Source organism: Telluria sp. B2 (assembly GCF_051789535.1).
Lineage (GTDB): Bacteria > Pseudomonadota > Gammaproteobacteria > Burkholderiales > Burkholderiaceae_D > Telluria.
The window spans coordinates 4626303-4642150 of the sequence record NZ_CP196525.1 but is presented as its reverse complement, the minus strand read 5'-3'; the positions used below and the strand labels follow the sequence as shown (position 1 = coordinate 4642150).

The window sequence follows — 15848 nt, the reverse complement described above, 5'->3', positions numbered from 1 at the left end:
TGCTTGTTGCTTGTAATAGGTGGGCTGGTGATGTTGGCGCCGGGCAGGACTCTTGATCAGCAGTCCTTTCCAGCTTGTATGACAATCACATGTCATACAAGTTCTCCGTTACAGTTTATGTAACTGCCTTTATAATTGTCAATCGAGTTTTTACGACAGAAGTCGATGTTGCAAGGGAGTCACGCATGGAAAACGTACCGAATGAATCGCTGGGCCTGCCTGCGACCCTGGCCGATCGCGTGACGGAAGTACTCCTCGAAAAGATCAGGAGCGGCGAGTTCGCCGCGGGCGAGCGCCTGCCGTCGGAGGCGGCGCTGGCGCTGCGCTTCAGCGTCAGCCGCACCGTGATCCGCGAGGCCGTGTCGCGCCTGAAGGCGGAAGGCATCGTGGCCACCCACCAGGGCAAGGGCACGCTGATCGTCGGCGCGGTCCAGCCGCCGCGCTTCCAGATCGACGTCGACATCGACGGCCTGGTGCCGGCCGTGCTGCGCGTGATGGAAGTACGCAGCGGGCTGGAAGGCGAGGTGGCTGCCCTCGCGGCCGAGCGCCGCACCAGCACGCAGAACGAGGACATCCAGCGCGCGCTGCGCGCCATCGACGAGGCGGTGGCGGCCGGCCACAGCGGCGTCGACGAGGACCTCGCGTTCCACAACGCGATCGCCGACGCGACCGGCAACCCGCTCTACACCTCGCTGCTCGGCTTCCTGCGCCAGTTCCTGCGCGAAGCCATCACGCTCGGCCGCATGAACGAGCCGCGCTTCGGCGACATCAAGACGCTGCTGCGCGACGAGCACCGCGCCGTGGCCGAGGCGATCGACCGCCAGGACGCCGAGGGCGCCCGCAACGCGGCGCGCGGCCACATCGCCAACGTCGCGGCGCGCATCCGCGGCGCCGATGTCGAATCCTGGAGCGACGCAAGCCGCGAAGTGGCGCGCAAGCTGGCGAAGTCGGAAGAGGATGTATTGAAGCAGGTGGGGGAGGGGCATCGCTAGCCGCGGCGCGCCCGCCCGACAAACGCAGTGGATCAGCAATGTGACGTATCGCCGAACAATAACCTTAGCAGCCTGGACCCTATCTGACATGATCATTTCATCCGCAACCGACTTCCGGGAAGCCGCCCGCCGCAAGCTTCCGCCCTTCCTGTTCCACTATCTCGACGGCGGCGCCGGCGCCGAGCAGACCCTGCGCGCCAACGTCGCCGACCTGCAGGACGTGAAGCTGCGCCAGCGCGTGCTGCGCGGCTCGGAAGACCTCGACCTGACGGTCGACTGGTACGGCCAGCGTCACGAGCTGCCGATCGCGCTGGCGCCGATCGGCCTGGCCGGCATGTACGCGCGGCGCGGGGAAATCCAGGCGGTGCGCGCGGCCTGCCAGCGCAAGATCCCCTTCATCCAGTCGACGGTGTCGGTGTGCTCGCTGGCCGAAGTGGCGGCCCAGGCCTCGCGACCGATCTGGTTCCAGCTGTACGTGCTGAAGGACCGCGCCTTCATGCGCGACGTCATGCGGCGCGCGGCCGAACTGGGCGCGACCACGCTGGTGTTCACGGTCGACATGCCGGTCCCCGGCGCGCGCTACCGCGACGCCCACAGCGGCATGAGCGGGCCGAACGGCCCGATGCGGCGCGTGTTCCAGGCCATGCTGCATCCGCGCTGGGCCCTCGATGTCGGCCTGCTGGGACGGCCCCACGACCTGGGCAACATCTCGGCCTACCGCGGCCACGCCACCGGCCTGGAAGACTATATCGGCTGGCTCGGTTCGAACTTCGATCCGGCCATCACCTGGCAGGACCTGCAATGGATCCGCGACGAGTGGCCGGGCAAGCTGATCATCAAGGGCGTCCTCGACACCGACGACGCGCGCGACGCCCTGGCCTTCGGCGCAGACGGCATCGTCGTCTCGAACCATGGCGGCCGCCAGCTCGACGGCGCCATCTCGACCGCCCAGGCCTTGCCGGCGATTGCCGAGGCGGTGAAGGACAAGATGACGATCTTCGCCGACGGCGGCGTGCGCACCGGCACTGACGTGTTCCGCATGCTGGCCCTCGGCGCCGACGGCGTGCTGCTCGGCCGCGCCTTCGTCTACGCGCTCGCGGTCGGCGGCCAGGCCGGGGTCGAACGCCTGTTCGCCATCCTCGAAAAGGACTTGCGCACCAACATGGTCCTGACCGGGGTGAAGAGCGTGCGCGAGATCGGGCCGCATTTGCTGGCGCGCTAGCGCACGCCGGGCCTTCCGGTCCGTGCGCGGCAGGCCTGCCATCCTGTTGCAAGCAGCCGGTTTGCCTGCGGTGCGCTACGTCTTTCTATGGCGTGTATCATGACCCCATCTGCGTCGATTCCAGCCTGACGCACGTGTTCTGGAGCAAGGTGGAGGTCACCGTGGTCACGCAATCGAGCTCGAGGGGATTTCTCGACATTCTCAGCCTGCTGTTCACCGCGCTCACGGGGCTGTATCTGCTGGTCGGCGGCGCATGGCTGCTCTCGCTGGGCGGATCGGCGTATTACGTCGTGGCCGGTGTGGCGCTGCTCGGTGTGACCTGGCTGCTGTACCGCCGCCGTCCCGGGGCGCTCGCGCTCTATGCACTCGTGCTTGTCGGCACGGCCATCTGGTCGCTGTCGGAGTCGGGGCCCGATTTCTGGGCGCTCGCGCCGCGCTCCGGGGTACTGGTCATTTTCGGCGTATGGCTGCTGCTCGTGAGCCTGCGTCATCCGCCGCGGAGCAGGCTCGACCTGGGTTCGCTCCTGGGCGCGCTCGTGATCTGGGCAGGCGTCCTGGTCTACGCGTCCTTCAACGATCCGCAGACCGTCGATGGCGCGTTCGCCGCCACCGCCGCCGTGCCCGCCGCGAACGAGAACGCCAATGCCGATGCCATCGCGCCTTCCGAGTGGCCCGCCTACGGCCGCACCCAGGAAGGGACCCGCTATTCGCCGCTGCAGCAGATCACGCCGGAGAATGTGAAGAACCTGCAGGTGGCCTGGACCTTCCGCACCGGCGACATGAAAGGGCCGAACGACCCCGTCGAGATCACCGATGAGGTCACGCCCATCAAGATCGGCGACCTGCTCTACCTGTGCTCGCCGCACCAGATCCTGTTCGCGCTCGACGCGAAGACGGGTACGCTCAAGTGGAAATTCGATCCACAACTGAAGACCGATCCGACCTTCCAGCATGTGACCTGCCGCGGCGTGTCGTATGTCGATCTCGCGGCAGGCGCCGCACCGGCTGCCCCGGCCGCACCGGCGGGGGACGCCGCGCCAGCCGCAACGGTTGCCGACGCCGATGCGGCCTGCACGCGCCGCATCTACCTGCCTGTCAACAACGGCCATCTCTACGCGCTCGACGCGCTTACCGGCAAGCGCTGCACGGACTTCGCCAACCGCGGCGATCTCGACCTGCAGCCCGGCATGCCGGTAACGAACCAGAGCAGGAACATGTACATGCCGACGTCGCCACCGATCGTCACCGACAGGGTGATCGTCGTGGCGGGCTCGGTCGAAGACAACTACTCGACGCGCGAGCCCTCGGGGGTGATCCGCGGCTACGACGTCCGTACGGGCGCCTTCCTGTGGGCCTTCGACCCGGGCGCGAAAGACCCCAACAGGATCCCGGGCCCGGGCGAGCATTATTCGTGGAATTCGCCGAACTCATGGGCGCCCTCCGCCTACGACAAGGCGCTCGACATCGTCTACGTGCCGATGGGCGTGGGGACACCGGACATCTGGGGCGGCAACCGCACGCCCGAGCAGGAGCGCTATGCCAACGGCCTGCTCGCGCTGCATGCGTCGACGGGCAAGCTGGCCTGGTTCTACCAGACGGTGCACCATGACCTGTGGGACATGGACCTGCCTTCGCAACCGACACTCGCCGATATCCCCGACAGGAACGGCAACATCGTGCCCGTCGTGTACGTGCCGACGAAGACCGGCAACCTGTTCGTGCTCGACCGCCGCACCGGCGCGCTGGTCGTGCCCGCGCCCGAGAAACCGGTGCCGCAGGGCGCGGCGCCGGGCGACCGCGTCTCGCCGACCCAGCCGTTCTCCGAACTCACCTACCGCCCGCCGAAGCTGCTGACCGACGCCGACATGTGGGGCGCGACCATGTACGACCAGCTGATGTGCCGCATCATTTTCCATCGCTTGCGCTACGAAGGCACCTTCACGCCGCCCTCGATCCAGGGCACGCTGGTCTTCCCCGGTAACCTGGGCATGTTCGAGTGGGGCGGCCTTGCGGTCGACACCGACCGCAAGATCGCCATCGCCAACCCGATCTCGCTACCCTTCGTCTCGCGCCTGGTTCCGCGCGGCCCGGACAATCCGGTCGAGCCGAAGCCGGGCACGAAGAGCGGCGGTTCCGAGCTGGGCCTGCAGACGCAATACGGTACGCCGTTCGGCGTGATGCTCAATCCCTTCCTCTCGCCGCTCGGCCTGCCGTGCAGGCAGCCGGCATGGGGTTACATCTCGGCGATCGACCTGCAGACCAACCAGATCGTGTGGAAGAAGCGGATCGGCACGACCCGGGACAGCGCGCCGGTGCCGCTGCCGTTCAAGGTGGGTATGCCGATGCTGGGCGGGCCGATCGTGACGGCAGGCGGCGTGGCGTTCATCGCCGCGACGGCGGACAACTATCTGCGCGCCTTCGACGTGAAGGACGGCGCCCAGCTATGGGAGGCGCGCCTGCCGGCCGGCGGCCAGGCCACGCCGATGAGCTATGCGGTCGACGGCAAACAGTATGTCGTGATCGCCGCGGGCGGACATGGTTCCTTCGGCACCAAGCTCGGCGACTATGTGATCGCCTACGCGCTGCCCTAGCAGGGGCAGGCGGGCGCGGCGCAGGACCGGCCGCGCTTTCTTGACCGGGTGTGAAGCGGCGCGGATGAACTCTGGCGCGCGATGCCACTCCAACGGTCGATGACACCAGCCCGAATCGGTGGCCGAACATGGCAAAGCACAACCGGCTCATGTGTTTTCGACGCGGCCTGGCCAGGCTCGGCGTCGTTGCCGCGGCAGCATCTGCCGTGGGCGCGGCCACCGCCCATGCCGAAGACATCGCAAGCAGACCGCATCTGCTGGGGGATTGGGGCGGCCAACGCGAGCGCCTGGCCGAGCGGGGGGTGGTGTTCAATTTCGCCTACGGCAGCCAGGTGGCCCACAACTTCAGCGGCGGCACCGACCGCCTGACGCGCTATACCGACCAGTGGGAGTTCGGCGCCACGCTGGACCTGGGCAAGCGCTGGGGATGGCAGGGCGCCACCTTCCAGTTCACCATGACCGACCGCAACGGACGCAATCTCGGGGCGGACGCCAACATCGGCAACAACATGCTGATCCAGGAAGTCTACGGACGCGGGCAGACCTGGCACCTGACGCAGTTGTGGCTGAAACAGAAGCTGCTCGAGGAGCGGATGGAACTCAAATTCGGCCGCATGACCGTCGGCGAGGATTTCTTCAGCTTTTCCTGCGATTTCCAGAACCTGACCTTCTGCAGCGCCCAGCCTGGCAACCTGGTCGGCAGTTACTGGGTCAACTGGCCAACCAGCCAGTGGGCCGCACGCGTCAAGTATCACACCTCGAGCAACAGCTACATGCAGGTCGGCGTATACCAGGTCAACCCGAAGTACGTGGACGACAAGTACGCGCGCCACAACGGCTGGAAGCCGAACAACCCAAGCGGCACGACCGGGGCCTTGATCCCGCTGGAAGCGGGCTGGCAACCGAGCTGGCGCGGCCTGCCCGGATCGTACAAGATCGGCGCCTGGTACAACACCTCGAACGGCGACGACCTGTACTTCGACGTGAACCGCCAGCCGCGCGGCCTTAGCGGCCTGGAGCCGCTGGAACGCAACGGCCAGTACGGCGCCTACCTGAGCTTGCAGCAGCAGGTCACGGGCAGCGCCGGCGGCCGCGGCGCCACGGTCTTCCTGAACTTCACCCAGGCCGATCGCAACACGGCGCAGCTGGATCGCCAGCTCGCGATGGGCGTGCAGTACAAGGGGCTCTTCGAGGGGCGCCCACAGGACTCCCTCGGCCTTGCCGTGGGCGCCACCCATAACAATGGGCGCTACGCCGATTTCGCGAACCAGAACAATCTCCGCACCGGCGGGAATGTCATCGCGGGCAGGAGCTACGAGTACGTGAGCGAGCTCTATTACGCGTGGGCGCCGGTCCCCTCGGTGTCGGTACGCCCGAATGTGCAGTACATCGTGCATCCGGGCGGGACGACGCGCAACAATGACGCCTTCGTGATCGGCCTGAAAACCATCGTTGCGTTCTAGGAGGTATGCCGGGTACTTGCAGGAAGTACGCTTACAAGCACGCTTACACCACCGACCCCAGCTTGAAGATCGGCAGATACATCGCCACCACCAGCCCCCCGATCAGCACCCCCAGGATCACCATGATCAGCGGCTCCATCAGCGACGACAGCGCGCTGACCGCCTCATCCACTTCTTCCTCGAAGAAGTCCGCCACCTTGCCCAGCATCGCGTCGAGCGCGCCCGATTCCTCGCCGATGGCGACCATCTGCGTCACCAGGCTGGGGAAAACGTTCACGTTCTGCATGGCGACCGTCAGGCTGGTGCCGGTGCTGACTTCCGTCTGGATGCGCTTGGTCGCTTCCAGGTAGACGTTGTTGCCCGAGGCGCCGCCGACCGAGTCGAGGGCCTCGACCAGCGGGACGCCGGCGGCGAACATGGTCGACAGCGTGCGCGTCCAGCGCGCGATCGTGGCCTTGCGGATCACGTCGCCGAAGATCGGCAGGCGCAGCAGGATGCGGTCCATCGCCTGCTGCATCTTGAGGGAGCGGCGCCAGGCCTGGAAGAAGAAGTAGATCGACGCGAAGATCGAGCCGAAGATCGCCCACCACCACTGGACGAAGAACTCCGAGATGGCCATCACGACCAGGGTCGGCGTCGGCAGGTCGGCGCCGAAGCTGGAGAACACGGACTTGAAGGCCGGGACCACCCAGATCATGATGATGGCGGTGACGATGAAGGCGATCGCCAGGATCGCGATCGGGTAGGTCAGGGCCGACTTGATCTTCGATTTCAGCGCCAGCGTCTTTTCCTTGTAGACGGCCAGCCGGTGCAGCAGGTCCTCCAGGATGCCGGCCTGTTCGCCGGCGCCCACCAGGTTGCAGAACAGCGGGTCGAAGTAGCGCGGGTACTTGCGGAAGGCGTTGTTCAGGCTGGTGCCGGTCTCGATGTCCGAACGCAGGTCCAGGATCAGCTTCGACATCGAGGGATTTGCATGGCCCTTGCCGACGATGTCGAAGGATTGCAGCAGCGGCACGCCGGCCTTCATCATCGTCGCCAGCTGGCGCGTGAACATGGTCAGGTCCTTGTCGGTGATCTTGCGGCCGGAGCGGTAGATCTTCTTCTTGACCCGGGTGACCATGATGCCCTGGCGGCGCAGCGTCACGTTGACGATCGCCTCGCCGCCCGCGCGCAGTTCGCCGCGCACGGTCTTGCCGGTCTTGTCCTTGCCTTCCCAGGCGTAGACCGATTCCTTGACCTGCGCGCCGCCGCGGCTGCGAGTGGGGAGGGATGTAGCCATATGAATCCTGTCTTATTCGTTGGTGCAGCCGAACACTTCTTCGAGGCTGGTCAGCCCCTGTTTCACTTTCAGCAGGCCCGAGCGGCGCAGCGAATTCACGCCTTCCTTCTCGGCCTGGGCGGCGATCTGCATCGCGTTGCCGTGCGCGAGGATCAAGGCCTCGATCGCGGGGGTGATCGGCATGATCTGGTAGATGCCCACGCGTCCCTTGTAGCCGGAACCCAGGCAGCGCTCGCAGCCGACCGGACCGTAGGGCTGCCATTCGCCCTCCAGGTCGCTCTCGCGGTAGCCGGCGCCGAGCAGGGCCTCGCGGCTCATCTCGAGCGGCTGCTTGCAGCTGCACAGGCGGCGCGCCAGGCGCTGGGCCGTGATCAGGATCACCGAGGAGGCGATATTGAAGGGCGCGACACCCATGTTCATCAGGCGCGTCAGCGTGGACGGCGCGTCGTTGGTGTGCAGGGTCGAGAACACCATGTGCCCGGTCTGGGCGGCCTTGATCGCGATGTCGGCCGTTTCCAGGTCGCGGATCTCGCCGACCATGATGATGTCCGGGTCCTGGCGCAGGAAGGACTTCAGGGCCACCGGAAAGGTCAGGCCGGCCTTCTCGTTGACGTTCACCTGGTTCACGCCGGGCAGGTTGATCTCGGCCGGGTCTTCCGCGGTCGAGATGTTGATGCCGGGTTTGTTCAGCACGTTCAGGCAGCTGTACAGCGACACCGTCTTGCCGGAGCCGGTCGGCCCGGTCACCAGCACCATGCCGTAGGGGCGGGAGATGGCGTCCAGCAGCAGGTTTCGCTGGTCCGGATCGTAGCCGAGCGAGTCGATGCCCATCTGCGCCTGGGTCGCGTCCAGGATACGCATGACGGTCTTTTCGCCGAACAGCGTGGGCAAGGTGCTGACGCGGAAATCGATGGTGCGCGTGGGCGACAGGATCAGGCGCATCCGGCCGTCCTGGGGCACGCGCTTTTCCGAGATGTCGAGCTTGGCCAGCACCTTGATGCGCGAGACCAGCTTGTCGCGGATCGACAGCGGCGGCATCGCGTGGTCGCGCAGCACGCCGTCCACGCGCATGCGGATGCGGTAGTGCTTTTCGTAGGGCTCGAAGTGGATGTCCGAGGCGCCCAGGTTCACCGCGTCCATCAGGATCTTGTTCAGGAAGCGCACGATGGGCGCGTCCTCGACCTCGTTGGTGGCTTCAGGCGAGGGCGCCGGCGCTTCCTCTTCGGCGAATTCGATCTCGGCCTCTTCGCCGGCCAGCTCGGCCAGGCTCTGCTCGGCGCCCTTGGCGATGGTCGCCAGCAGGTTCAGCAGGGCGTCGTGGGCCACGATCACCGGCTCGACCGCGGCCTCGCTCTGGAACTTGATCTGGTCCAGGGCCTGGGAATTGGTGGGATCCGAGATTGCCACCGACAGCCGGTTGCCGCGCTTGGCCAGGGCGATCACGCGCTGCGCCGCCATCAGCCTGGCGTCGATGGCGCCAGGGGGCAGGGCGTCCAGGCTGAAGCTGGACAGGTCGAGCAGCGGATAGCCGAAGGTCTCGGCGCAGAACACGGCCAGCGAGGCGGCGTCGATCGTGCCGCCGACCACCAGCGCATCGATGAAGGGAGTGCGCTCGGCCGCCGCCTTCTTCTGCAGCGCCTCGGCCTGGGCAGGCGTCAGGCGGCCGGCCTGGACCAGGGCGCGCGCCAAACCCGACATCGGTGTGCCTGAAGTCGGGTTCGGGAGGACTGCTGCCATAGTCGATTGAAGGAAGGACAATAAGGCCGCGCGGGGGCCGGGACCGTGCGGGAGAACTCTTCGGATCATGCCTATGGGCATCAAGTTTGTAAAGCGTTTCCATAGGGCACGATGCGCTGACGCGACGCAGACGAAATGGCAGGCCGGGGTTTGTTATTGCAGCGTCAATGATGTGGACGATTTGACCAGACTGATCCATTGATATATCCGGAATCTGGTTTGACGCGGCGCATGAACTGGCTTGCGGCGGTGACCGTAGGGTGGGCAGCTCGACCCTGGTGCCTGGGTCCAGGCAGCTTATGCGCTGCCCACGCGGCCTACGGTCGCCGTCGGCAACTTTGGCAGCATCCAAAAAAACAGGCGCCCGCAGGCGCCTGTGCTCTATATATATAGAGAGAGAACCGCTCAGCGCAGCGCCAGCGGCGTCGGGCGCGAGGCCAACGCCACGGAATGGCCGGCGTCGGCCAGCTTGAACACCGACAGGGCGCCGGTCAATTGGCCGGTCTGCTCGGTCAGCGATTCGGCTGCGGCCGAGGCTTCCTCGACCAGGGCCGAGTTCTGCTGGGTCATCTCGTCCATGCTGTCGATCGCGCGGCCGATGTCCTCGATGCCTTCGCTCTGGCGCTGGCCGGCCATGGCGATTTCGACCATGATGTCCTGCACCTTCTTCACCGATTCGACGATCTGGCCCATGGTCACGCCGGCCTGGTCGACCAGGGCGCTGCCGGCGTTGACCTTCGAGACCGAGTCGCCGATCAGTTCCTTGATTTCCTTGGCCGCCGCCGCGCTGCGCTGGGCCAGGTTGCGCACTTCGCCGGCCACCACGGCGAAACCGCGGCCCTGCTCGCCGGCGCGCGCCGCTTCCACTGCCGCGTTCAGCGCCAGGATGTTGGTCTGGAAGGCGATGCCGTCGATGACCGAGATGATCTCAACGATCTTCTTGGCCGAGGTGTTGATGTCGCCCATGGTCGTGACCACGCCGCCGACCACCTGGCCGCCGCGGGTCGCGATGTCGGTCGCGTTGACCACCAGGGCGTTGGCTTCGTTGGCGTTGGCGGCGTTCTGGCGCACGGCGCCGGTCAGTTCGTCCATGGCGCGCGCGGTGCGCTCCAGGCTGGCGGCCTGCGATTCGGTGCGGCCGGCGAGGTCCGCGTTGCCGCTGGCGATTTCGGCGCTGGCAACCGCGATCGTCTCGGCCGAATCCTTGATCTCGGCGACCATCGTCGCCAGGCGCGCGCGCATGTCCTTCAGCGCGACCAGCAGGCTGGCCGTGTCTTTCGCATCGGTGCGGATGTCCATCGCCAGGTCGCCGGCGGCGACGGCGCGGGCGATCTCGCGGGCATACTCGGGCTCGCCGCCGAGCTGCTGCCAGATGGCGCGCACCACGAACCAGGACACCAGGGCGAGGGCAGCGACGACGACAACGGCGGTGAGAATCATGGTCCACAGCACGCGGTTGACGTTGGCCGCGCTACGCTCGACGCCGGCGGCGAACTGCTCCTTGGCTTTTGCCTGGGTCTTGTCCAGGTCGGCGTTGAGGGTGGCCAGGGTGCTCTGCATCTTGCCGACCACGGCCTGCGGGTCGCCTTCCTCCATCTCGAGCATGATGCGCGCGGCGGACAGCGCCGGCGCGTAGTAATCGTTGAATTCCTTCAGCAGGCGCGCGCCGGTTTCATGCTGGCCCTCGATCTGCCCGAGCTGCTGCAGGTGCGCGCGCACCTTGTTGGCCTGCTCGTTGACCTGGCCGAGGCGGTCCTTGTCGCCTTCGCTGACGGCGTCGCGCAGGCCGGCGGTGACTTCGCCGATCTCGAGCGTCAGCGTCTTGGACGCGTCCAGCAGCGGGTAGTCCACGCTCTCGGTGGAATTGATCGACTTCAGCGCGTCGGTCGCGATCATCGCGCTCACGCCCACGCCGAGGCCGAAAATCAGGGTCGAAATGACCGGAAGTGCCCAAATCCTGCGCTTGATGCTCATGTTCTTGTCTCTCACTATCAGCAAAACGCCCCGCCGGCGTAGCGCTGGCGGGGCGGGTTCGGAAAACAGCTTGTTGACTGCTTATTGACTGCTTACTGCTTACTGCGCCGTATAGACGACCTTGACGCTGCCGTCGACCGCGCTCTTTTCCATGTAGCCGATCGCCTTCGGGTTACCGGCCACGAGTGCCTTCACGGCGGCGCTGTTGGCGACTTCCTTCGGCATCGAGGCCTTGCCGGTGAAGACCAGCTTGGACCACAAGGCCTTGGCCTGCGAGGCGTCCTTGTCGGTCACCTTCTTGTAGAACTCGGCGCGGACGGGCGCATCTTCCGGCTGGTCGATCGGGGTCATCGCGGTCGATTTGCCGAGGAAGAACTGGGCGACCTGTTCCTTCGTCATCGAGGCTTCGGCAGCCTTCGGGTTGACCACCACGACCACTTCGGCCAGGGCCGGGACGGCGGCGGAAAGAAGCGCGGCGGCGATTGCGGCGTTGATCAGTTTTTTCATGGGGTGCTCCTTAGAAGACGAAGTCGACGGCGACGGCGCCGACGGTCACGTCGCGGTGGAAGCCCGGCTGCGCATTGAGCAGCAGGCCGCTGCCGACTTTCGGCTTGACGCGGTCGATCTGCGCCTTCAGGGCGATCGAGCGGTACAGGTCCCAGCGCACGCCGACCGAGGTCGTGCTCTGCTCGCCCTGGCCGACGCCGGTGTACCGCACGCGGGCGGCGCCGGCGCGCAGCGGCGCCAGTGCGGCCACGTTCGCCGGCACGGTATTGGTCGGGTGGCCGTCGATGGCCAGCTTGGCGTGCATGACGTACGGCAGCACCTTGCCGAAGCGGTAGCCGCCCATCGCGTACCACGAGCTGGTGTCGTTCACGTAGGTGTCGGTCTTGCGTTTGGCGTACTCGCTCTGCAGGACGATGTTGTTCCAGTCCATGCCCAGGCCGAGCGAGGTGAACGAGGCGTCCTTGTCGCGGGCATCGAGTTCGTTGGCGAAGGTGGTCAGCTGCGGCAGGTTGTAGGTGGCGCCGGTGCCGCGCAGGGTGGTCAGCAGGCCGGCCAGGCTGGCCGAGCCGGTCACGGTGACCTTGGCGTCGGTGCGGCCGAAGCGCAGGGTGAACGGACCATGTTCGGCCACCACGTTCAGGCCCAGCAGTTGTTCGCCTTTGGCGCGCAGGCCGTAGGCCAGCTTGCCCTTGGCGCGGCCGTAGGTCACCTGGGTGGTGACGGTGGTGTCGCCGAAACCGTGCTGCCAGGTCAGGTCGACGCCGTCGACGCTTTCGAACGGCACCTGCGAGTACATCTCGTTCGGGGCGCGCAGGAAGGTGCTGGCGTAGCCGACGTTGCGGTAGTCGGAAATCATGAACACCGACAGGCCGGTGCGGCCGATGCGCAGGCTCACTTCATCGCTCAGGCGTGCCTTGGCGAATGCCCAGGTCAGGTCCGCGCCGTAGTCGTCTTCGGCATCGCGGCGGACGACGCCCTGGCCGGTCAGCGACAGCCAGCTGTTGACGGTGACGTCGGCCTGCAGGCCAAGGTTGGAATCGACGCCCGTGCGCGGGTCTTTCTTCGCGCCGGCGGCCTGGTTCGGACGGCCGAACTCCGCCTGGTCGGTATTGGTCCAGGTAAGGGCGCCGGTGCCGAAGCCGCGGACCTTGACGGCGGGGCCATCGGCTTCCTGGGCGAAGGCCGACGAGAGCGCCAGCGGCAGGGCCAGGACGGTGGCGAGAATCTGCTTATTCATAAGACAACCTGTAACGTGTACTGTGTTTATAAGATTTACTTCTAGTTATTTCTTTTCCGCATGCATGTAGCATGAATAGAAAGAAACAATTCTATCCATTGAGCAAAAGTAAAGACAAGGGAAAGTAGTATTGGTAAGAAAAACTAGAAGAGTTGCGCGCTCAGGTCGTTGTTTTGTTGAAACAAAGCGGCAAAAAGGTAATAAGCAAATGCGTTTTTCGCATTAAGAATGTGTCGCGCACGCGCGAGGCAGGTTAAATCGGTTAAATCGGTTGAATCCGTTAAATCAGTTAAATGGGTTAAACGGGTTAACTAACTTAACCATGGTTTGTAACCATGCTTGTTAATTCCACCAGTGCGTGGTGGCGCCCATGGCGGGCAGGCGGGCCTGGACGGCCTCGTGGATGAGTCCCGCGCGCACGGCCTGCTCGGCCGTGTAGATGCGCGCGTTACCGAAGAGATGGGGGCGGATGTCGGCATGTTCGGGTGCGCCGGCGGTAGCTTCGTCGAAGATGGCGGCGTAGCGTTCCGCGTCGAAGTCGAGGCAGTCGCGCCATTCGGAGACCCGGGCATGGTCGGCCGCCACCAGGTTGCCGAAGCCCCAGTGCAACGGATGGATCAGGAAACGCGCACCCGGGCAGGCATAGCGCTTTTGGCCGGCAAGGAAAATCACGACGCCGACCGATTCGACGCTGCCGATATTAAACGTCGTTAATGGTATCGGCAGGGATTTCAGGAAAAAATAAAGCGCGAAGCCGGCCGTCATGTTGCCGCCTTCGGTGGACATATGCAATTCGATTTCGCTGGCGCCGCTTTGCAGCGCCTGCAGGCACAGGTTGCGCACTGCGCAGGCGGAGCTGTGGTTGATTGGCCCGATGAAGTGAACGATGTGCAAAGTCATTGGCGCTCCCGTCGTGAATGCTCAGGATAGCAATTCCGCCACGCGCGCAGCGCCCGGCTCGGATTCCTGGCCCCGGAGCGCCGTCAATTGCCGCGCCAGGTCGAGCAGGACCAGGGCAACGCTGAGTCTGGCCCATCTTTTTCCCCCTATACGAGAAAGGCGAGGATGCCTATTCGCCCGATGATATGCCATTGTGCTTGCGACAATATAAGATCGACGACGTAGCTGTCATCCTGCCAAGAAAAACCGTGGAATCCTTTCGCTTCCTGCATGGCGTGCTGCGATGCAAGCTTCGTGTGAGTGGGGCGCTGCAGCGGCAGTGTTCGGCAGGGACGCCATACCCATTCTTTCGCAGGATGAAGCACTGCTGCAGTATGTTGAAACGGTGATATTCAATATCATATTTCTCTAATAGTTGGCCCCGGCCTGAATACGCTAAGCTTCACGCTGGGTTATATCCGAGACAAGCATGGCCGAACCGATCCGCTTCTATTTCCGGCACGCCGTCCACGAAGTGACGGACGTGGCGCCGACGCAAACCATCCTGCAGCACCTGCGGGAGGACCTGCGCTGTACGGGCACCAAGGAAGGCTGCGCCGAGGGCGACTGCGGCGCCTGCACGGTGGTGCTGGGTTCCCTGGAGAACGGCGAACTTGCGCTGAAGGCGGTCAACGCCTGCATCCAGTTCACGCCCACCCTCGACGGCAAGGCCCTGTTCACGGTCGAAGACCTGCAGCTGCCCGACGGCCGCCTGCACCCGGTCCAGCAGGCCCTGGTGGAGTGCCACGGCTCGCAGTGCGGCTTCTGCACCCCGGGCTTTGCGATGTCGCTGTGGGGCATGTACCTCAAGCAGGAGGGGCAAGCCCCCTCGCGCTGCCAGATCGACGACGCGCTCTCGGGCAACCTGTGCCGCTGCACCGGCTACCGTCCCATCATCGACGCCGCCGTGCGCATGACCGAGCTGCCGCCGGCCGAATTCGACCGCGCAGGCCTGGCCGAACAACTGCGCGCACTACAGCGCGAGGCCGGCGCGACGTATGAATACGCAGGCCGCAGCTTCCATTCGCCACGCACGCTCGACGAACTCGTGGCCCTGCGCGCGGCGTTTCCAGAGGCCCTGATCCTGGCCGGCTCGACCGACGTGGGCCTGTGGGTGACCAAGCAGATGCGCGAGCTGAACGACATCGTCTACCTCGGCCACGTGGAAGAACTGAAGACGGTGGCGCAAGAGGGCGGCATGCTCGAGATCGGCGCCGGCGTCACCTTGCAGGACGCCTACGCCGCACTCTGCCGCCACTATCCGGAAGAATTGAAGGAACTGTGGCAGCGCTTCGCTTCCCTGCCGATCCGCAATGCCGGCACCCTGGGCGGCAACGTCGCCAACGGTTCCCCGATCGGCGATTCGATGCCCTGGCTGATCGCGCTCGGCGCGCGCCTGGTGCTGCGCGGGGCAAACGGCGAACGCGAATTGGCGCTCGAGGATTTCTATCTCGGCTACCAGCAGAAGGATTTGCGTGCCGACGAGTTCGTGCGCGCGCTAAGGGTGCCGCTGCCGCGCACCGGGCTGCACTTCCGCACCTATAAGCTGGCCAAGCGCTTCGACCAGGACATCTCGGCCGTCTGCGCTGCGTTCGCCCTGACACTCGAGGGCGGCATCGTGCAGGAGGCGCGCATCGCCTTCGGCGGCATGGCCGCGACCCCGAAGCGCGCCGCGGCGGCCGAAGGCGTGCTCAGTGGCCGCGTGTGGGACGAGGCCGCGCTGGTCGAGGCCATGGCCGCGCTGGCCCGGGACTACCAGCCGCTGTCGGACATGCGGGCGTCCAGCAGCTACCGCCTGAAGACGGCGCAGAACCTGCTGCGGCGCTTCTGGCTCGAAACCCGTCCCGACAATCCGCTGCCGCCGCAGGCAGTGAACGCATTCGCAGCCCTGGCGTAAGGAGAACACC

General features: G+C 65.5%; 11 protein-coding genes. 5 read left to right on the top strand and 6 right to left on the bottom strand.

The annotated features are described in order from the left end of the window. Positions 1–185: 185 nt before the first annotated feature. The 4 genes from ACSUZJ_RS20480 to ACSUZJ_RS20465 all read left to right on the top strand — a co-directional run bounded on the left by ACSUZJ_RS20480 (position 186) and on the right by ACSUZJ_RS20465 (position 6268). Complete coding sequence (locus tag ACSUZJ_RS20480; protein WP_499411248.1) at positions 186–992, top strand: FadR/GntR family transcriptional regulator; 807 nt, start codon at positions 186–188, stop codon at positions 990–992. An 88-nt stretch (positions 993–1080) separates the two neighbouring features. Continuing rightward, complete coding sequence (lldD, locus tag ACSUZJ_RS20475) at positions 1081–2214, top strand: FMN-dependent L-lactate dehydrogenase LldD (protein WP_499411247.1); 1134 nt, start codon at positions 1081–1083, stop codon at positions 2212–2214. Positions 2215–2375: 161 nt separating this feature from the next. Continuing rightward, the gene (locus tag ACSUZJ_RS20470) at positions 2376–4805 is read left to right on the top strand and encodes a glucose/quinate/shikimate family membrane-bound PQQ-dependent dehydrogenase (RefSeq protein WP_499416623.1); all 2430 of its coding nucleotides are present in this window, start codon (positions 2376–2378) and stop codon (positions 4803–4805) included. Positions 4806–4954: 149 nt separating this feature from the next. Then, positions 4955–6268: a carbohydrate porin gene (locus ACSUZJ_RS20465; RefSeq protein ID WP_499411245.1), complete on the top strand. Its 1314-nt coding sequence runs from the start codon at positions 4955–4957 to the stop codon at positions 6266–6268. 43 nt (positions 6269–6311) lie between these two features. On the opposite strand, the gene ACSUZJ_RS20460 is transcribed toward ACSUZJ_RS20465, so the two are convergent. The 6 genes from ACSUZJ_RS20460 to ACSUZJ_RS20435 form a co-directional block, all read right to left on the bottom strand. After that, complete coding sequence (locus tag ACSUZJ_RS20460; RefSeq protein ID WP_499411243.1) at positions 6312–7547, bottom strand: type II secretion system F family protein; 1236 nt, start codon at positions 7545–7547, stop codon at positions 6312–6314. Between the two features lie 12 nt (positions 7548–7559). Next, positions 7560–9284 (bottom strand): type IV-A pilus assembly ATPase PilB, encoded by a 1725-nt coding sequence (pilB, locus tag ACSUZJ_RS20455; RefSeq protein ID WP_499411241.1) that lies wholly within the window; start codon positions 9282–9284, stop codon positions 7560–7562. A 405-nt stretch (positions 9285–9689) separates the two neighbouring features. Continuing rightward, on the bottom strand, positions 9690–11258 hold the full coding sequence (locus tag ACSUZJ_RS20450; RefSeq protein WP_499411239.1) for a methyl-accepting chemotaxis protein: 1569 nt from the start codon (positions 11256–11258) through the stop codon (positions 9690–9692). A gap of 99 nt (positions 11259–11357) precedes the next feature. After that, positions 11358–11765, bottom strand: a complete 408-nt coding sequence (locus ACSUZJ_RS20445) for a hypothetical protein (RefSeq protein ID WP_499411237.1) — start codon at positions 11763–11765, stop codon at positions 11358–11360. Between the two features lie 10 nt (positions 11766–11775). Continuing rightward, positions 11776–13002, bottom strand: coding sequence for a hypothetical protein (locus tag ACSUZJ_RS20440; protein ID WP_499411235.1), 1227 nt, complete (start codon positions 13000–13002; stop codon positions 11776–11778). A gap of 342 nt (positions 13003–13344) precedes the next feature. Then, entirely contained in the window at positions 13345–13902 is a 558-nt protein-coding gene (locus ACSUZJ_RS20435) for a ClpP family protease (protein WP_499411233.1), read from the bottom strand. A gap of 469 nt (positions 13903–14371) precedes the next feature. Between ACSUZJ_RS20435 and xdhA the strand changes: the two genes are divergently transcribed. After that, a complete protein-coding gene (gene xdhA / locus ACSUZJ_RS20430) occupies positions 14372–15838 on the top strand; it encodes a xanthine dehydrogenase small subunit (RefSeq protein WP_499411231.1) in 1467 nt (488 codons plus the stop codon). Positions 15839–15848 lie beyond the last annotated feature (10 nt).

Coding starts and splice junctions, on each gene's coding strand:
- ACSUZJ_RS20460 (WP_499411243.1), bottom strand. CDS start 7,547: ATGGCTACATCCCTCCCCACTCGCAGCCGCGGCGGCGCGCAGGTCAAG.
- ACSUZJ_RS20435 (WP_499411233.1), bottom strand. CDS start 13,902: ATGACTTTGCACATCGTTCACTTCATCGGGCCAATCAACCACAGCTCC.
- xdhA (WP_499411231.1), top strand. CDS start 14,372: ATGGCCGAACCGATCCGCTTCTATTTCCGGCACGCCGTCCACGAAGTG.
- ACSUZJ_RS20450 (WP_499411239.1), bottom strand. CDS start 11,258: ATGAGCATCAAGCGCAGGATTTGGGCACTTCCGGTCATTTCGACCCTG.
- ACSUZJ_RS20465 (WP_499411245.1), top strand. CDS start 4,955: ATGTGTTTTCGACGCGGCCTGGCCAGGCTCGGCGTCGTTGCCGCGGCA.
- pilB (WP_499411241.1), bottom strand. CDS start 9,284: ATGGCAGCAGTCCTCCCGAACCCGACTTCAGGCACACCGATGTCGGGT.
- lldD (WP_499411247.1), top strand. CDS start 1,081: ATGATCATTTCATCCGCAACCGACTTCCGGGAAGCCGCCCGCCGCAAG.
- ACSUZJ_RS20445 (WP_499411237.1), bottom strand. CDS start 11,765: ATGAAAAAACTGATCAACGCCGCAATCGCCGCCGCGCTTCTTTCCGCC.
- ACSUZJ_RS20480 (WP_499411248.1), top strand. CDS start 186: ATGGAAAACGTACCGAATGAATCGCTGGGCCTGCCTGCGACCCTGGCC.
- ACSUZJ_RS20440 (WP_499411235.1), bottom strand. CDS start 13,002: ATGAATAAGCAGATTCTCGCCACCGTCCTGGCCCTGCCGCTGGCGCTC.